General features: G+C 57.9%; 8 protein-coding genes. 2 read left to right on the forward strand and 6 right to left on the reverse strand.

The window, feature by feature from the left end:
- The first annotated feature begins 81 nt into the window (after positions 1-81).
- Positions 82-3,888 carry a hybrid sensor histidine kinase/response regulator transcription factor gene (locus H6B30_RS11575; RefSeq protein WP_205110762.1) on the forward strand — a complete coding sequence of 1,269 codons (3,807 nt, stop codon included), beginning with the start codon at positions 82-84 and terminating at the stop codon, positions 3,886-3,888.
- Between the two features lie 69 nt (positions 3,889-3,957).
- Positions 3,958-4,956, forward strand: coding sequence for an immunoglobulin-like domain-containing protein (locus H6B30_RS11580; protein ID WP_205110764.1), 999 nt, complete (start codon positions 3,958-3,960; stop codon positions 4,954-4,956).
- Between the two features lie 318 nt (positions 4,957-5,274).
- On the opposite strand, the gene H6B30_RS11585 is transcribed toward H6B30_RS11580, so the two are convergent.
- The 6 genes from H6B30_RS11585 to H6B30_RS11610 form a co-directional block, all read right to left on the reverse strand.
- Positions 5,275-6,819, reverse strand: a complete 1,545-nt coding sequence (locus H6B30_RS11585; protein WP_205110765.1) for a glycoside hydrolase family 28 protein — start codon at positions 6,817-6,819, stop codon at positions 5,275-5,277.
- A gap of 350 nt (positions 6,820-7,169) precedes the next feature.
- A complete protein-coding gene (gene xyl3A / locus H6B30_RS11590; protein WP_205110766.1) occupies positions 7,170-9,746 on the reverse strand; it encodes a xylan 1,4-beta-xylosidase in 2,577 nt (858 codons plus the stop codon).
- A 34-nt stretch (positions 9,747-9,780) separates the two neighbouring features.
- Positions 9,781-12,528 (reverse strand): glycoside hydrolase family 3 C-terminal domain-containing protein, encoded by a 2,748-nt coding sequence (locus H6B30_RS11595; RefSeq protein ID WP_205110767.1) that lies wholly within the window; start codon positions 12,526-12,528, stop codon positions 9,781-9,783.
- Between the two features lie 188 nt (positions 12,529-12,716).
- The gene (locus H6B30_RS11600) at positions 12,717-14,393 is read right to left on the reverse strand and encodes a glycoside hydrolase family 43 protein (protein WP_205110768.1); all 1,677 of its coding nucleotides are present in this window, start codon (positions 14,391-14,393) and stop codon (positions 12,717-12,719) included.
- 721 nt (positions 14,394-15,114) lie between these two features.
- Complete coding sequence (locus H6B30_RS11605; RefSeq protein ID WP_205110769.1) at positions 15,115-16,830, reverse strand: pectate lyase family protein; 1,716 nt, start codon at positions 16,828-16,830, stop codon at positions 15,115-15,117.
- Positions 16,831-17,138: 308 nt separating this feature from the next.
- On the reverse strand, positions 17,139-19,385 hold the full coding sequence (locus tag H6B30_RS11610; protein WP_205110770.1) for a hypothetical protein: 2,247 nt from the start codon (positions 19,383-19,385) through the stop codon (positions 17,139-17,141).

Genomic DNA, 19,385 nt, shown 5'->3' on the forward strand with positions numbered 1-19,385 from the left:
GGTAAATTTGACGGCGTGTGCTTGCGTATTCTGATGCTTTTTTCGTAATTTTGCAATGTTGCTATGAATTTGTTTTAAAAGATGAGATACCGTTTCATAATCATTATGGCAGCTGTGCTGTGTTCCATCCGCGCCATTGCACAGCCGTATTGCGATGTGCGCACGTTTACCATCCGCGACGGGCTTGCTGCCAATATCATATCCGGTTTCATGCAGACTCCCGACGGTCTTATGTGGATGTCTACGTGGAACGGGCTTTGTTATTACGATGGCTATCGCTTTGCCACGTTCCGTAATTCGGCCGAGCAAGGCATGGTGCTGTCCACCAACAGGATTATGCTCATCAAGCCGGGTTCGAAGGGCGATATATGGTGCGGCACGTCCGACCGCCATGTTTACCTGTTCGACACCCAGGCCAACCGTTTCATCGACGTGACGGACATGATACGCGAGCGTTTCGGCCATGATGTGCCCGTGCGCAGCATCTATCCCTTGGCCAATGGCCATACGTGGCTTATTAGCAACGACGCCTCGGCGTGCTACCGTGTGAGCGACAGTCTCATCTCAACCGGGGCCGGCATAGAGCAGTTCAGCGTCGACAACGGCACCCTGCCGAGCAACCTCCTGAGCAAGGTTGAGCTCGACGGGCAGGGGCGCGAGTGGATTTTTTCCGACCGCGGCGTGGCCATGGCCGGTGCCAGGATGCGTTCGTACATCTCGGCAGAGTATATGGCACAGGCCGGCAACAACCTCTATTTCGCCTCGACCGACGGCCGTCTGTTCCTCTTCGACCCGCGGCATAGGGCCATGCAGCCTGTGGCCATGCCCCACGGCGTGGTGCGCATCAATGCCGTCGAGCAGCTCGACGGCGGCAACCTGCTGCTGGCCACCAACGTGGGCATAGTGGCCTACGACGTGAGGCGGGGCGGCATGAGGGTGCTCAATGTTCAGACGCCGTCGCAGCCGTCGTCCGAGGTCACCTCCATCTACGTCGACCGCAAGCACCGCATCTGGGCTTTCACCCCTTCGCGAGGCGTGGTGTTGCTCCCCGGCCGCAACTTGTCGCCACGCTGGCTCATGGCCGACGCCGACCGCCCCTTGCACCGCACTACCAGCGTGAAGCCTTTTGTTCACGAGGATGCCTACGGCACGGTGTGGGTGGTTCCGGCCGAAGGCACATTCAGCTATTACGATGAGGCCGCCGGCGAGCTCGTGCCGTATATGCTGAAGACGTCCGACCGCACCGACTCCTACTTGCCGGAGATAAACAAGTTCATGTTTGACAAAGAGGGAAACCTGTGGTTCACGGGCACGCGCGACGTCAACCTTGTCAACTTCCGCTATCATCACTTCAAGCTTACGCCCGTGCTCCCGGGGCAGGAGGTGCGCTCGCTGATGTACGACAGCAAGGGGCGTATATGGGCAGGCACGTACAATGGCCAGCTGGCATTGTTCGATGCCGACCGCCGCCTTGTGGGCTACATGTCGCGCGGTGGCCGCCTTGTCAGCGAGCCGGTGGCTTTCGCCAACCGCATCTACTCGCTTTTCGAAGACAGCCACGGCGGCGTGTGGGTTGGCACCAAGGGCACCGGGCTCTATGTCATCGACAGCCTTGGCCGCGTGGAGCATTTCACTGCCAATGCCGCCGACAAGTATTCCATAAGCTATAACGACGTTTACGACATCGATGCCGACAGCAAGGGGCGTATATGGGTGGCCACTTATGAGGGTGGCATCAACCTTGTAGACAAGAGCCAGGGCCGCATACGCTTCATCAACCACCGCAACCGTCTGGCCCAATACCCCATGCAGCAGTTTGCACGCGTGCGCCGCATATCCCACACCGGCCGCGGCGAGATGCTCCTCTCTACCACCAACGGCCTCGTCACGTTCTCCGACCGCTTCAGCCACCCCGAGGGCATACGCTTCTATACCACGCCCCAGGTGGTTGGCGACACCACGTCGCTGCTGGCCCCCGACGTGCTGCAGACGCTCATCACGCGCTCTGGCCGGGTGGTTGTGGTCACCATGGGCGGAGGCTTGCAGCTCGTGGCTTCGCCCAAGTTGCTGGCCGACGGCCTTAAGTTCTGCGACATGAGCGGAGCCAGGCCCGACGAGGGCGTGGTGCAGTCGGTGGCCGAAGACAACAAAGGCAACCTGTGGATAATGCGCGAGAGCAGCATCGACCGATACAAGCTCGACACAGGCGAACTGTTGCGCTACGGGCCGGGCAACATCGGCGACGGTGTGGAGCTGTCAGAGGCCAAGCCCGCCCACTACGCAAAGACCGACTTCATATCCGTTGCGGCCCGCGGGGGCTTCGTGAGCTTCAACTCCGCCGACCTGAAAAAGAGTTCGTATTGCCCGAACATCATCTTTACCAGGGTGCATTACCACAGCACCAACCGCATGGTTTCCATCCTCAACAAAGACGTTCTCGACGTGCCTGCCGACAGCCGCAACCTCACCATCTACTTCGCCGCGCTCGAATACTCCGACAAATACCTCGTGAGGTATGCCTACAAGATTGAAGGCATCGACGAGAACTGGAACTTTGTGGGCCCGGCCAACAGCGCTTCGTTCAACAGGTTGCCCGCAGGCAAGTTCCGGCTGCTTGTCAAGAGCACCAACGCCGATGGGGTGTGGAGCGACAATGTGGCCGAACTGGTTATCTACTCTCACCCCACCTTCTGGGAGACCGGGTGGGCCTGGCTGCTTTACATCGTTCTGTCATGCCTGGTGATATATGTCGCCATCTACATCTATAAGTTGCGGGCCAAGGCCGTGCTCGAGCGCGACCTCAACGACATGAAGACCAAGTTCTTCACCGAGATAGGCCATAAGCTGCGCACGCCGCTCACGCTTATCGGCGGCCCGGTGGCCGAGGTGCTGGGCGGCGGCGGTCTTACCGACACCTCACGGCGGCATCTCGAGATGGTGCAGCGCAATGCCTCGCGCATGCTGGAGCTGGTCAACAAGATGCTTCGTTACAATCTCGACCACCACGTATATATCAGCGACACCAACGCCGGGGTGATGATGGCCGGCAGCGGCGGCGAGACAGCCGTGCCCCATGCCGCCGCCGGTAGCGCAAAGAAGTCGTTGAGGCTGCTCGTTGTCGAGGACAACGACGACCTACGGGCTTTCCTCGTGGGCATACTCAGCAGCGACTATACCGTGATACAGGCCGACAACGGGCAGAGCGGACTCGAGGCCGCCGAGGCGCAGATGCCCGACTTCATTGTTACCGACGTCATGATGCCGGTAATGGACGGGCTGACCATGGTGCACAAGATAAAGCAGAACAAGGATATTTGCCACATCCCAATCATTGTTCTGTCGGCCAAGGCGTCGCTCGACGACCGCTTGCAGGGATTGCGCGAGGGCATCGACGACTACATAACCAAGCCTTTCAGTGCCACATACCTCAAGATGCGTGTGCAGAACATCATCAGTCAGCGGCGCATGCTGCAGCAACTCTACGTAGAGCAGCTTGATCCTAAGAACAAGGACACATACAGGTTGGAGTCGCCGCAGATTGTCGATGCAGACAAGGAGATGATGAAGCAACTCATGGTTTACCTCGAAGAGAACATCAGCAACCCGGAGATAAAGATTGAAGACCTGGCCTCTTCCGTCAATCTGAGCCGCTCGGTGTTCTATGGAAAGATAAAGAGCATTGTAGGCATGGCACCTGTCGACTTTGTGAAGCACATCAGGATTCTGCGTGCCGAAGAGATGATTGTAAAGAGCGATTATTCGTTTTCGCAGATTGCTTATGCCGTGGGATTCTCCGACCCTAAGTATTTCAGCAAGTGCTTCAAGAAGGAAACCGGCATGACCCCGTCTGAATATCGCGACAGGGCCGAGTCGGGCGACAACACGTAGCGGTATGCTTGCATGCCTCGGCCGCTGTGCAGCCCGGGTTGCATGGCCCTGATCAAAATGTTTTGTGGTATGAAAAAGTTTTTTTTATCGCCCTTGCTGGCTTTGGGTGTCGTGGTGGCTGCGTGTGGCAGGCCCGGAAAAGTGAGGCCTGCAACGGCACACCGTGGCGACACCACTGCCACCGCTGTGGCCTACGGCGAGACTGTGCCGCCGCCACTTTCATCCGGTGGCAATGCCTCGGGGGCTGTCGACCAGTCGGAAGGCATGCTCATCATCGAGAGGCTCACGCGCGTTTATGGTGAAGCCGGGGCACCCGTGGGTGCCAACATTGGCAGCAGCCGCTGCCCCGGCTATATTGAGGGGTGGCATTTTAGCGGCGAGCGGCTTGTGTTCCAGGTGCGTGGCGACACGGCCAGGGCGCGCCGCGAGATTTCGCAGGCGGCCGGCAGCAACCATTTCTCCATTGAGAAGGTGGGCGGAAAGGTGTATTCGGAAAAAGAGCTCGGCGTCATGCTTGACACGATAAACAAGCGTATGGCAACGGCTCCGGCCGAAGTCAGTGACAATGTTTACATGTGGGGTGTCGGGCTACATGCCATAGACGTGCACATGAGGCTCAACACCGAAGCGGCGCGACTGGCGTTCAGAAAACACGTATACGACTCGCCGGCGCTGCGCTTCAGTGGTTCCACGGGGCGTGAACCATGCTCTGTGACCGGCGTGGCCGACACGCTGGGCGTCAGCATACGGCCGGAGAGCGACAGCTTCCCGGCAGATGCCCGGAGGGCTGCGTTTGTATTGCGCAACCATGGCAGCCTGACGGTTGGCACGGGCGAGGATTACAGGATGGCCGTCGAGTGCGGCGGGCGGTGGTACTGGTTGCCTACTGCCGGTGTGGTCAACAGCATTGGCATCAATGTAGGCCCGGGCGGCAGCCACACTTTTTACGGGCAACTATATCCTACGGTCAACAACAACCGGCCGGGGCGCTACCGTTTCTTCAAGGAGGTAAGCATCGACGGGCACAAGGTGGTGCTTATGTGCGACTTCTTTCTGTCTGGCACATGAACCCCTAACCGCCCGTCAGGCCGCCGTATGTTGTTTTTCGGTTGTCAATCATGCTTCAGGGCGCTTCAGCCTCCTTGTCGGCAGCCACTCTTCATGCCAACCGAGCCAAATCTATTCGGCCTCTAACATAATGGGCGGGTTAAAATGATGGCACAAATAAAGAAAGCTCCTACGCGCAAAGGAAACCACAATGGTGGCATCTTGCGCGTAGGAGCTTTCTTTATGCAAGTAGCTGTTGATAGTTAACCGATACCAGAGATAAATGATTTTCAACAGCTACTAATATGCCGGTGCGGTTGTTTATGCCCGGGCCGGCGCTTATTTTACTGTCAGGTTGGTCACGTTGTTATACTTCTTTATGGCCTTGCCGTCGGCGGCGGTTATCTTCACGCCGTCGAGAGTCAGCCCGTCGGTATAGTTGAGTATTGCACCCTCCTGCGCCTTGAACGTAGAGCGGCTTATCTTGATGTCCTTGATGGGCATCTCGGGCAGCCCGTTCATGTAGATGGCTCGCTTGGCCCCGTTGCACGTCACTCCCTCAACGCTTATGTTGCGGAAGCTCGGTGTGGTCTCGTCGACAGCCGGTATGGGTGCCGCCGTCTGGTTGCCGCCCTTGCCGGCAACCTCGAGCGGGGCCTTGCCTCCGTAGTACAGGTCGAAGGTGATGGCGTCGCCGGGTATGTCGGCCATGCCGATGTTGCGTATGAATATATCCTCGACGGTGCCCCCGCGGCCTCGTGTCGACTTGAATCTCAGGCCGGTGTCGGTGCCGATGAACAGGCAGTTGTCTACCATTATGTTGCGTGCGCCGCCCGACATCTCGCTGCCTATCACGAAGCCGCCGTGGCCGTGGTACACCCGGCAGTCGCGTATCACCACGTTCTGGGTGGGCATGGCGCGCTTGCGGCCCTCTTCGTCGCGTCCCGACTTTATGCACATGGCGTCGTCGCCCACGTCAAACGAGCAGCCCGTCACCACCACGTTGCTGCACGACTCGATGTCGAGCCCGTCGCCGTTTTGCGAGTACCACGGGTTGCGTATGGTCACGTTGCGCACAGTCAGGTCTTCGCACATCAGCGGGTGTACGTTCCATGCCGGCGAGTTTTCAAACGTTGCGTCTTCCAGCAGCACCCGCTTGCAACCTATGAACGAGAGCAGGGCAGGCCTCAGATAGTCGTGCAGTTCCTGCCATGCCTCGTCGGTGTTCTCGCTGTAGGCCCGTTGGTAGTATTTGTCCCTGTCGGCGTCTATGTCGCGTATTTGTTCCGTTGGATACCACACGTCGCCTTTCTTGTTGAGTGCCCCGCCTTTGCACAGTGCCTTCCACTGCCCATCGGTCATCTTGCCGCGCTTCACCGGTCGCCAGCTCTGTCCGTTGCCGTTGAACACGCCTGTGCCGGTGATGGCTATGTTCTCTGCGTTTACGGCCGTCAGCGGCGACATGCAGCGGCGCATCCTCACCCCTTCAAAGTAAGAGTCTACGAGCGGGTAGTCGGCCCTGTTGGGCGAGAAGAGCACCAGGGCGCCCTCCTCAAGGTGTAGCTCGGTGTTGCTTTTCAGTTCTATGGGCCCGGTGAGCCACACCCCTCGGGCCACCGTCAGCCGTCCGCCGCCGCGTTGTGCCAGGGCGGCAATGGCCTTCCTGAAAGCCTCGGTGTTCATTGTGGTTCCGTCGGCCACTCCTCCGAAGTCGGTGAGCCTTACTTCATAGTCGGGTATTTTCGGTTCAGCAACGGCCCTCATCTCAAAGGGCAAGTCGTTGTAGTCGGTGGCTGCGCCGTCGGCCTTTTGTGCCGTGGCGGTCAGCAGCGATGCCAGCCCCACGGTGGCCATAGCCACCATTCTCGTTATTCTGTTCATCATTGTTTTTTGTTTTGTTGTTTGTTATGTTTTCAGCAGTCGTTAATTCATTGATGTCAACGGCCTGTCGGGTGCACAGGTCATGTATGCTTTTTTCAAAATCAGGGTACGTTCTACTAACGTCTTGAGCCCCACGGGTTTGCGCTCGCCGGCATATCGGCCTGCCAAAAGGCCTGTACTGCCCGGCCGTATGGCCCGTTTGGCGTGGCCGTTCGGGCCGTTTGGCATGGCAGTACGGGCCTTGGCGCGGCCTGATGTCACTTTTGTCAGTAAATATTGCAGCGTCCGGCCGGCTGCGGCCCTTGTGCCGTTTGCCTCAGTCCGTCGCCGGGGCCCGTTGCCAAGCGTCTGTCTCAGTCGATGGTTACCTGTATCTTCTGCAAGTCTTTGTCAGCGCTCGACGTGCCAACCATCAGTTCGTAGTTGCCCGGAACCACCCTCATGGTGTTGGTGGCGGCGTCCCATCCTTCAAAGCTCTCGCGCGGGAAGTCTATGGCCACGGCCTTGGTCTCGCCGGCTTTCAGCTCCACCCGGCAGAATCCGCGCAGCGTCTTGGCCGGCCCTTCGGTGTCGGCCGTGTTGCGCATGTAAGCCTGCACCACTTCGGTGCCGTCGCGCCGGCCGGTGTTGGTGACGCTCACCGTTATCTTGCCTGCCTTCTTGTCGTATTCGGGCTTGCCCAGTTCAAACTCGGTGTAGCTCATGCCGAAGCCAAAGGGGAATAGCGGCTCGCCGCCGAAATACCTGTATGTGCGGCCCTTCATCGAGTAGTCGTCGAACGGCGGCAGCTGGCTGTCGTCGCGGTAGAAGGTCACAGGCAGCTTCCCGCCCGGGTTGTAGTCGCCAAAGAGCACGTCGGCCACGGCGTGTCCGCCCTGTTCGCCGGCATACCAGGCCTGCAGTATGGCGTAGCACGTCTCGGTCTCGGGAGTCAGAGCCACCGCGCTGCCGCTGCAGTTCACCAGCACAATCTTCTTGCCGGCCTCGTGCAGCGCCTTCAGTATGTCGCGTTGTGCCTGCGGCAGTTCAATGCTCGTGCGGTCGCCGTTGTCAAAGCCGGGCTTGTTGACCTTGGCTTCCTCGCGTTCCAGGTCGGGCGAGATGCCGCCTACGAATATCACCACGTCGGCGTCGGCGGCCTTTGCCACCACCTCTGCCGGCGTAGTCGGCTCTATGGTCTCTACGTTAAACTGCAGCGTGGCGCCGTCGGCCAGTTGCATGTAGTCGAGTTGTATGTCATACTTCTGCCCGGCCTTCACTTTCAACTCCCTCTTGTTGTTCCTCATCTCCTCGGCCATCCATCGGTTGGCCACGGTGTCGCCGTTGACAATCAGGCGTATGCCGTCGTCGTTGACATAGTTGATGAACACCCGTCCGTCTTGCCTTGCCGTGAACGAACCGCGGAAGCTGGCCGTGAAGTTGGTGAGCTCAACGCCCGGAGCAAAAGCCGTGTTGCCCCCGTTGTCGAATTGCAGCGCGCTTGTGTAGCGTGTTTCCACCACAGGCTTGCCCTCCATGCGGGTGTTGTTCCAGAATCGCGCCTCCATGCCCGGCTTCCCGTCGGGTGTGACAAAGTCGCCGAACAGGCTCCGGGTGTCGGTTATCTCGGTAATCTCGCATCCCTTGGCATATTTCACCTTGGTGCCGAGCTTGGCCTCGATGCCCTCCATCACCGTCACCGTGTGGGCCGGCTGCCCGAAGTAAATGCCCCACATCATCACCGAGTCGGCGGCGTTGGGGCCCATCACCATTATTCGGCCGGCGTCTTTGTCGAGTGGCAGCAGATTGCCGCGGTTTTGCAGCAGCACCATCTGCTCGCGCGCCATCTGCAGCGCCAGTTGCTTGTGGGCGTCGCAGTTCACCACGCTTTCGGGTATCTTTGTCCACTCCACGAGCGAGTCGGGGTCGAGTTCGCCGAGCTCAAAGCGCGCCTTCAGCAACCGCTTCACGCTCACGTTTATTTGCTCCTCGCTTATCTCGCCGGCCCTGACGGCCTCGGGCAGACTCTTGTAGTTGCTGCCGCACTCCACGTCGGTGCCGCTGATCACGGCTTTGGCCGACGCCGCCGCCGCGTCTTTCGACACACCGTGGCGTCCGGGGCGCCAGAAGTCGCCTATGGCCCCGCAGTCGCTGACCACCAGTCCGTCGAATCCCCACTGGTCGCGCAGTATCTGTTGCAGCAGCCTGTTGCTGCCGCAGCACGGCTCTCCCTCAAATCTCTGGTAGGCGCACATCACTTCCTGCACCCCGGCTTTCTGCACAAGGTCTTTGAACGCGGGCAGGTAGGTCTCCCAGAGGTCGCGCGGCGATAGCGACTCAATGTCGAGGCTGTGCCTGGTCTTTTCCGGGCCGCTGTGCACAGCGAAGTGTTTGGCGCAGGCAAGCAGCTTGCGGTATTTGTGGCCCTCGGGCCCTTGCAGTCCGCGCACCACGGCCTGGCCCATCCTTGAGTTCATGTATGGGTCTTCGCCATACGACTCTTGGCCGCGCCCCCAGCGCGGGTCGCGGAATATGTTTATTGTCGGGGTCCAGAACGAAAGGCCCTGGTATTTGCCCACCTTGCCTTTGCGCTTCTGTGCGGTGTTCTTTGCCCGGGCCTCGTCGCTTATGGCCGAGTAGATGCGTTCGAGCAGTTCGTCGTCGAACGATGCTGCCATGCCGATGCACGAGGGGAACGTTGTCGACAGGCCGTTGCGCCCTACGCCGTGCAAAGCCTCGCTCCACCAGTCGAACTGCGGTATGCCCAAGCGTGGTATGGCAGGCGAGCCGTTCATCATCAGCTTGGCCTTCTCGTCGAGGGTTAGCCTGCCCAGCAGGTCTTCGGCGCGCTGCTCGGCCGGCAGGTCGGCATTCTGGTAAGGCAGGTTTTGTGCTGCCGCCCCCGCAGAGCACATCACGATGATGGATAAGAGCAGATTGCTTCTTTTCATGTTGTTGTAGTTTTAGAGTTGTTCTATGATTCGTTTATTTGTTGTTTACGGCCACTTTCTCGCCGTTTATCACATATATACCGGCCGGAAGTGCGCCTAAGTTGTCGGCTGTGCCGAGGCAGGTGCCTTGCGGCGTGTACACCCTGTCGCCCTTGAGCGAAGGGTTGCGCATGGCGTTCTCTATGCCGCTGGTAGTGCTTTTGTATGTGGTCTTCACCGTGGCGCCCTCGGTTGTGATTTTGTCTTTGAGCCTTATGTCGGCCGAACTTGCACCTATGAGCACGTCGACAGTGCCGTCTTCCACGTCAAACGTGTTGGTGAGGTCGTTGAAATAGGCCAGCTGGTCGTGGTGCAGCACAAACCTTACGGGCTTGGTCTCGCCCGGTTCGAGCTCAACCCGGGCAAACCCCTTGAGCTCCTTCAGCGGCCTTTCTATCTCCGATTGTGCGTGGGTGTATAGCTGCACTATCTCGGTGCCGGCCACTTTGCCCGTGTTTGTGATGTTGGCCGTGACGACCACGCTGTCGCCCGCGTCGAGTCTGTTGGTGCTGAGCGCCATGTCGCTGTAGCCGAACGTGGTGTAGCTCAGTCCGAAACCAAACGGGTAGAGAGGTTCTTTGTCGTGGTACATATATGTATACTTGGCTTTCCTGATGTCGTATTGCAGCATGTCCGCAAGCAGGTCGGATTCAGAGGCATACCATGTCGATGTCAGCTTGCCGCCCGGGTTGTAGTCGCCGAAGAGCACATCGGCAATGGCCTTGCCCTGCGCCTGGCCACCGTACCAAGCCTCGACTATGGCCGGCACATGCTCTTGCGCCCAGTTTACTGTCACCGACGAGCACGTCTGCAGCAGGAGCACCACGTTGGGGTTGGCCTCGTAGACGGCTTCGAGCAACTGTTGCTGATCGCCTGGCAGCGACAGCGAGGTGCGGTCGTTGCTCTCGTCGGACACTTCGAGGTTGGTGCCGGCCGCAAACACAACCACGTCGGCCTTGCGTGCTATCTCGACGGCGCGCTCTATGTTGGTTTCCGCCTTCCCTGTTACGGCGCAGCCTTTGTAGAAGTAGAGCGGGCCTTGGGTCTCGAGCGGGTTGTCGTCGCCCTCGTTGTAGAACTTCACCCAGTCCATGTTGGCGCAATACTTGTCGCCTCCGCCGAAGACGAGGTACAGTTTGTGGGTTCCTTTGAACAGGGCCGGGTCGACATCGGCCGTCGTTGTGGCGTATTTTGCCCAGTCGCCCGTGGTGGCAAGCGTCACGGTGGCAGCCGGTTTGCCATCGATGCGGTCGAGGTAGAGCTCTACCGTGGTGGCAAGGTCGTTTTCTGCCCCCGAGTAAATGTCGACCTTCGAGCAGCCGTCGCCGAAGTTGACGTCGTCAAACGAAATCCAGTCGCCGGCATATATGTATCCCACATTGCCCGAACTGCCGTTGGCCTCTATGCTCAGCCGCTTCGAAGAGCTTGGCACGCTGCTGCCCGTGAAGTCTTCACACTGTATCGTTCCGTCGCTTATGGTGTAGCCTATCTTCTCGGCAATGCCCTCCAGCGGGCTTGTCACTTCAACCGGCGAGCCGCTGTAACCGCCCAGGCTGACGGTGTTGCCGAGCGGCCCGATGACGGCAATGCTCTTGTCTTTGGCGAGCGGAAGAAACGAGTTGTCGTTTTTCAGCAGCACTATCGACTCGCGTGCAGCCCGGTGGGCCAGGTCGATGTGCTCCTGGCACTCGAGCTCGCTTTCCGAAATGCTGCTCCACGGCAGCAGCGCGGCATCGTCAAACTCGCCCACCGAGAACCTTGCTTCAAACACCCGGGTGAGTGCCGAGTCGAGGTCGGCCTCGGTCATGTAGCCTTTTTCTATTGCCTCTTTGCAGTAATCCTGGAACGTGGTGCCGCAGTTGAGGTCTTCGCCATTGCGCATCGACACGCCGGAGGCTTCGGCCAGGGTGGCCACATAGTGGTGCTTGTTGTACACATCCTCCACCGCGCCGCAGTCGCTCGTCACGAATCCGTCGAATCCCCATTCGCCCCGGAGTATGTCGATGAGCAGTTCGTGGTTGGCTCCGCACGGTATGCCGTTGAGGGCGTTGTATGCGCTCATCACCGAGCGCACGTTGCCTTCTTTCACCGCCGTCTCGAATGCCGGCAGGTAGTATTCGCGCAGGTTGCGCGCGTCGACGTCCGACGAGGTGCTGTGCCGCCCTTTTTCATAGTTGTTGGCGGCGAAATGCTTTGCCGTGGCCACGGTCTTGTAGTATTTGGGGTGGTCGCCCTGCATGCCGCGTATGTATTCCACTGCGATGCGGCCTGTGAGGTAGGGGTCTTCACCGTAGTTCTCTTCGTCGCGCCCCCACCGCGGGTCACGGCTCATGTTTATCGTTGGGCACCAGTAGATGAGCCCTTTCTGCTTTGTGTTGTAATATATCCGTGCCTCGTCCGACGTGGCTGAGGCGCAGTCGAAGATGAGGGGCAGGTCCCATGTGCTCGACATGGCCTTCGACGACGGGAAAGACGTGGCTTTGCCCGAGCGCGCCACGCCGTGCAGGGCCTCGTTCCAATAGTTGTAGCCCTTCACCCCCAGGCGGGTGATGTCGAGCGTCTGGTGGCCAACCTGGTTGATTTTCTCGTCGAGGGTGAGCAGCGACACAAGGTTCTTGGCACGCTCGTGGAAGCTCAGCTCCGGGTTTTGAAACGGGTATTCATATACTTGTGATGCTACCGGGGCGGCTATCATGGCCGATGCCGCCGTGACGATTGCAAATATGACATGGTTCTTTTTCATTGCCGTTATTTTGTTTTAGGATTTTATTCCACTCTTTTCAGGATTGTCGTGCTGCCAGCGCCGGGGTGGCTTCAAGGCCCTTCGCTGTTGGCCAAGCCAAGCCCCGTGGTTGGTATAGTGACGGTGATGAGGCTTGTAACGCCGGCCGCGGCCCAGCCACATCCGGGCGATGAACGCCGGCCGGCGACTCAGAGATACTGCCTGTAGGCATAGAGGCCTATCATGGTGCCTGTAAACCCGCCTGCACGCTGGCTTACAAACGACGCGTCGACACCCTTGGCTGCCGTCTGCCACGTTGCGCCTCCGTCGGTCGAGAAGCTGAACTCATAGTTGTCGCCCAGGCATTTGGTGCGCAGCATGACGCTTTTCGTTTCACTGTCCACGCCGACCGAGGCTATGGTCGAGGTGCTCCGTCCCTTGTCGCTGCGCTCAACCACAATCATGCCGCGGCGCAGTCCAAAGCGGTAGTAGCGCTGTTCGTTCTTGAATACAGCCATGCCCGCCTGGGCACCGGGGTAGGGCAGGAAATCGAGCTTGGTCTCGGCGGTGAACTTGTGGTGCTGTATGCGCCTCAGGAGCATGGGCGGCGTGCGCCTGTCTTGAGGCAACACTTCGTCGGGCACTATGTCCAGCCTTCCCCCGACCATGCTCGCGTAGGCGTCGGCAGGGCCCAGCAGCGAGAGCCATTCGGGCCCGGCGTGCCGGCCATCGAAATCGTCGCGCCATGTGAAGTTGCCGAACGTGACGCCTTCGCGGCGCTCTGTGCCGTTGCGGCGCAGCATCAGCGGCACGGTGTCTTTCTCTTGGGTGATGTAAGGGAAGCCGTCGAGGCTCCAGTTCACGGGCATCAAGAACGTTTCGCGGCCCAGTTGCTCAACGCCGCCGGGGCCCGGACGGCAACCCAGGAACACGGCCCACCATTCGCCGTTGGGTGTCTGCACTATGTCGGCATGGCCAGTGCAGGTAACCGGGTTGGTGCGCCCCGCTTTCAGTTCGCGCTGCGTGAGCATCGGGTTGCGGCTCCAGCGGGTGTAAGGGCCAAACACAGAGTCGGCCCTGTAGGCCACTTCCGAGTGGAATATGCCGGTGCCGCCTTCGGCGCAGATGATGTAGTACTTGCCGTCGATTTTATATATGTGCGGGCCTTCGTTGCGTGCCAGGCGCTCCTCGGGGCCCACGCCCGCTTCGCGGAACTTGACCGGTGCACCCGTGGTCTGGCCCGTAGCGCGGTCAAACCGTGCTATGCGCAGGCAGCGGTGGTTGCTCCACTTGGGCTGCCCTTCGGTAGACTCCTTGTATATGATATAGGCCTTGCTGTCGTCGTCGAAGAAGAACGCCGGGTCGATGCCGTCGATGGCTGGCAGCCATACGGGGTCGCTCCAGTCGTTGTTCATTGGGTTTTTGGTTGTGACGTAGAAGTGGCCGCGCCCCACATCGGTGGTAAGCATGTAGTAAGTGCCGGTCTGCGGGTCGAAACTAATGTTGGGTGCATAGATGCCCCCCTTGCCCACGTCTTGTCCGGCAAGCGCAGGCAGTTGTGACGGGCGGTTGAGCACATTGCCCACGAGCGTCCAGTTGACAAGGTCGCGGCTGTGGTAGAGCGGCACCCCGGGAAAGTAGCCGAACGTGGAATTGACAAGCCAGTAGTCGTCGCCGACACGGCAAATGGCAGGGTCGGGGTGGAAGCCGGGGATTATGGGATTGTAGAACGATGCCTTGTCGGCCAGCGGATTCTGTCGGTAATAATCGTCGTCGCCGGTATAAGTGAAGTAGTCGAACGAGGCTTTTGCCCCTTCGCCGCTCCCGCTGGCACCGACAGAGACTGCCATCAGCAGCATGTTGGCTATGAGAAGTTTTCTTATCATGTTTTCTCGCGTTGATAATTATTTATGGCCTGTGGCATGCCTGATATCATTTTCAGCCACAACATGATGCATGGGTTGCCCGCATGCAACATGGCGTTGGCTTACGGCCATGTTTACTATTGCTTGATGCAAAGTTAGTGAAATGCCGTTAACCTGCCGGCGATTATTTGGCTATTTTGGGGTTAAATTTGTTTCTTTTACGTATGTAGGCAGTTTTTGGGTGCATTCGGATGGGCAGAGAAGTTGTTGTCAGTGCCGTTTGCCCCGGCATTGGCAACAAGGTAGGGCTGACAGTAGGCAGAACGTCTGCGTGGAGAGACGGACAGGCCGTTGGCGATTGGTTACCACCACCTCGCCATATGGTGGTGCTGCCTCACATGGTGGCCAGCGTGCAGTTGCCTGCATTTCACTTTTAATCACATGCCTTGGCAGGCCTGCTGATGCAGGATACTGCATAAGGGATTCCGTAGGCCGGAAAGGCGATAGTGCAGACAGCCATAGGCAATAGGCATGCCGATGCTTTTTCCAGGTTTGTCATGTGAAGGCATGGGCTTTATGGCTTTTCCGTGAATAGACGGGGGCATGTGTGCCACTTGCTGTTGGAAATGCAGCCACATTGTGGTTGACAAAGATTTCGCGGAAGACAGAAACTTCCGCGAAATCTATTTTGCCTGCCTCCGATGGCATTGCCAAGAGTGATTGCGGCAATGCGACAGCCAGGCTATTTCACCACAACCTTCTTGCCTTTGTGGATATATATGCCCTTTGCCAGGCCGTCATAGTCTTCCATTGTGGCATTTTGCTTGGCTATGGTGCCGTTTAGGAAGTAGATGTTGTTGTCGGTATTGGCGTTTGCCCCATACTGGCTTGCGTTTGTGTCCTCAATGCCGGTGATGCTTGTCGTGCCGTCTTCATATATGATGTAGCCCATCTGCGTTCCGCCGGCATTCTGGTTGATGGTGGTAATGTTGACAAGGCTGTTGAGGTAGCGTTCAAGGTTGGTGTAACCGTCGGCACCGACCTCGTTTCCATCGTCAGGGTTTGACGGGTCGAGGCCGTTGAAGTCTTCCCACTGGTCGCTGATGCCGTCGTTGTCGAGGTCGGCCGGTGCGTTGGCCGTGGCGAGCACGGGCCATCCGCCGCAGTCATCCTGGCTGTTGATGAAGCCTTGGTCACAGTTCCTGCCGGTGAATGTGGCCAGGCCTTCCCTTGCATCGTTGACAAGGATGATGTCAAGGGCGTCGCGCGAGCTTTCAGTGCGCCTGCATCCCGCATACTTGAGCACACGGTCGAAGGCATCCTCTGCAGAGTGGGTGGTCACGGCAACAAAGTCGATGGGCTCGTTGATGCGCATGGTGTCGCGAGTGGCTTGGGTGTAAGTGTTGTCAACCCCGCTGCCGTTGGTTATCTGGTTATACATGCCGTAGGTCCAGTTGTCGTTGGTCACGTCGTCATATTTGGAGTTGACGTTGCCGTCGACATAGAACTTTCCCCATACGTGCCACATCTTGTCCCACTCGTTGGGGCTGTCGGTGTTGTGGCCGGTGTACTCTGACGTCCTGATGCCTATGCCGGCAATCCTGCGCTGTATGGTTTCGCTTCTGTTCTCGGTTGCGGGCCCCGGCTTGTAGTAGTTGTTGACTATGTTCACGTTCATGCCCTCACCACCGTAGCAGCCGTTGCCACCCCAGTTGTAAATCACGTTGTTGCGCATGTCCATGCGCTCGTCGGTCTGTGTGCTCGGGCGCGGGCCGAGACGCGGTGTGCGCGAGGTGTGGTGAATTACCAGGTTGTGGTGGTAAGACGCCCCGCTGCCTCCCCAGTTGCCTCCGTAGCCGTGGCTACCCTTGGAGTGGCCTGCATTGACCATGCTCTGGGCGGCAATGCACCATTGTACGGTGAGGTTTCGGCTGCCGTATACCGACAGGCACTCGTCGACACTCCAGCTTACGGAGCAGTGGTCGATGATGACATCCTTGAGGTCCATGCCGCCGAGGCCGTCGCCCTCATGCTCGTCGACATGGCGGTTGCCGCAGCGGAAGCGCATGTAGCGTATTATGACATTGTCGGCACCGATGGAAAAAGGATAGTCGGCAATGCATATTCCGCCACCGGGCGAGGTCTGGCCGGCAATGGTCACGTCGCCGTTGTTGAGCCTAAGCGGAGATGTCAGGTAGATGGTGCCCGACACATCGAAGATGATGGTGCGCGGCCCTTTCTGATTGCATGCCCAGCGGAACGAGCCCTCCTCGTCGGTATCCTCGAGTGTGGTGACATGGTAGACAGTGCCGCCGCGCCCACCTGTAGTATAGCGGCCGAAGCCCTCGGCGCCGGGAAAAGCCAGTTGCTTCTCTTTGCTTTCGGCCATGGCATCTGTCGAGAATGATGTGCCGAGCATGAGCGACAGAGCGCCCAAAGTGAGTAGTCTGAATTTCATATTTGATGTTTTAGTTGTTATTGATATGTGTTGCTTTTGCCTACAAAGTTACTTACTTTATCCGTTCGAAGGGGGAATTTTTTCACTTAAAAGGTGGAAAATGTTCTTTTGTACGGGTTAATGCCAGTTTTTGCGCTTTTGCCAACAGTACTTACATCGATGCTTCGCCACCAACAGGGCGTAGAAACCAAACCGGTAAAGAAGCCGCCGGTATTGGCTTGCGGCAATGAAACAAGAAAAGGGGCGCACCGGCCGAGCGGTGCGCCCCTTGGGTTTGGCGCGTGGCGGGTAACCCGCCTGCAGGTTTGTTACTTCACCATGAATTTCTTGCCATTCTGGATGATGAGGCCCTTGGTGCCCTTGGCAACCTTCATGCCCATCACATTGTACATCGGAGCGTTCTCGTCGAACTGCTGTTCGTCGGCAGTCACTTCCTCGATGCCGTCGCTCACTGAGCTGGTGTCGCCGGTGATGAGTATGCTGCCCATGTACTCGAATGCGTCTTGGGTGATGTAAACATCCCAGATAACCTCGCCAGTCTCAGGATTCCACATGCCAATGCTCTCGTCGGGAGTCACAACGGGGCCTCCGGCAATGTCGCCTATGACGCGTACGTATACCTTGTCCTTGTCGTTGGCCTCGGCAGGCAGTGTGGCCTTGAGGTTGCCCCATACGAGGTTTTCAATCTCTATTCTGCCAACCTCTGTCCATGTGGTGCTGTCGGTAGAGAACTCAAGCTTCTGAATCTTGGCAGCGTTGTTGTCTGTTCCAACGTAGCAAGAGAAGGTGATGTCCTTTATGCCCTTTGTCGGGATGACGAACAGAGCGTAGTTGCGCTGTGTCTCCTTTGCACCAGACCATGTGCGGCGAGAGAGGATAGGCATCTGGAGTTCGGCATCGTCCTCGCCAAACTTGCCCGGGCGCGACTCGAAGAATCCGTTTACATAGGTGAATGGAGCTTCTTTGCTGCCTGTAGCCTCGGTTGTATCGTTGACGATGGCATATACGGTGCTCTGGTAAGCGGGATCCATGTTGAGGTAAACGTCGGCAGAGTATGACTCAGGCTTGCCGTTTGATGTGATGTCCTTCAGGGTGAAGGCTGACAGCACTTCGCTGTTCTCGGTGAACTTGGCCGTGAGGTTGAGGTCGCCGTCGAGCGTGAATGTGCGCGTGAGCTCTTTCGTTCCATCTTCCCAGCCTTCAAACGTGTTGAGGTTGTCGATGTAGTGAGAGGTCTGCGGGTCAACCGTAACGGTGATTTCGTCGCCTACATAGTATACATCTTTCTCGGGCGAGATAGAGTAAGTGATGTACGATGGGCCGTCAATGTTGACATTTACTGAAGCCGGTGTCGGGAACTCGTCGACGTAAGCTATCGACGGGCCAATGTAGTAAGTGCCGCCATTATTCTTGTAGTCGTAGCCGGCCGTCTTCCAAGGATTGCTGTTCAGGATGTAGTACATGTTCTTTGAAGCGTCCTGGAATGTGCCGCCCGTTGTCCATGTGAAGTCAGCGAAGTCGGCAAGGGTCATGTCGCCTCCCATAGGCATGGCTGCACTTCTGCATTCGTTGAGAAGATAGGTGGAAAGGTCTGTCAGTGACCTGTACGTCTCATTGTCGATGACGTTGTTGTTTGTAATGACATAACCGTCCTCGATGTTGGTTATCTTCGTGTCTGTGTAGAAGCTGTTCTCGTCTTTGAGGAGGGTGTAGCCTTCAGACGGGCCTACGAACAGGTTGTTGTAAATGTTAAGCGAAGAGCCTGTTCCAATGTTTCCGGCTGCGCCCAGCACCGTGAAACCTTGCGGGTGCATCACCTTGTTCTCGCCCAACAATACAAAGTTGTTGGCGAATGTAACGGTCGTGGCAGTCTCCGTCCTGTTTCGTGTCTCCCACAGACCTTTGGTATACGGCATGTCGTAGAACATGTTGTCGGTGATGTTGAACGCTTTTACGGGCATGAAGGTACGGAATACCGACCAGTTGTCGCCGCTGCTCTGGGCTGTCTGGTGTATCTTGCATTCCTTTACTTCGATGCATGCGATAGCCATGTCGGCCCCGGTGAGCCCTGTCGCGCTCTTGTCGCCGTCGAAGCGGAGTATAGAGCGGGCCTGTCCGTGGATGTCGCACCGTGTCAGCGAGATGGTGTCGGCAAAGAGGTCGCGGCGGTTGTCGATGAGGTAGCTGCCGGTTCCCACGAGGTTGAGGTTCTTGAAGAAGACAGACATGCGCTTGCCTTCCTCTGCCGATGGTGCATCGGCAGACCACTCAAATGCCAACTGCAGTTGAGGCATATTGTCGAAATCGGTCTCGTTGCTGCGGATGACGAGCTTTCCTTTGGTCATGGTTGGCTTCAGCTTGCCAACGTTGACAAGAGTGCCAGCGTCCCAGTTGCAGACGATTTCGTAAGTGTCGCCTTCCATGCCGGAGCCAATGAGATTGAACGCGTCCTTAAATTCAGAGGAGTTGGTCACCTCTTTCGTCCAGCTTTCGGCAAACGATGTAGCCGGTGCCATGGTCATGGCAGCCAGAGCTAATAAAGTAAGTTTTTTCAT

Origin of the sequence: Marseilla massiliensis, assembly GCF_016899955.1 — a bacterium.
Taxonomy (GTDB): Bacteria; Bacteroidota; Bacteroidia; order Bacteroidales; family Bacteroidaceae; genus Prevotella; species Prevotella intestinigallinarum.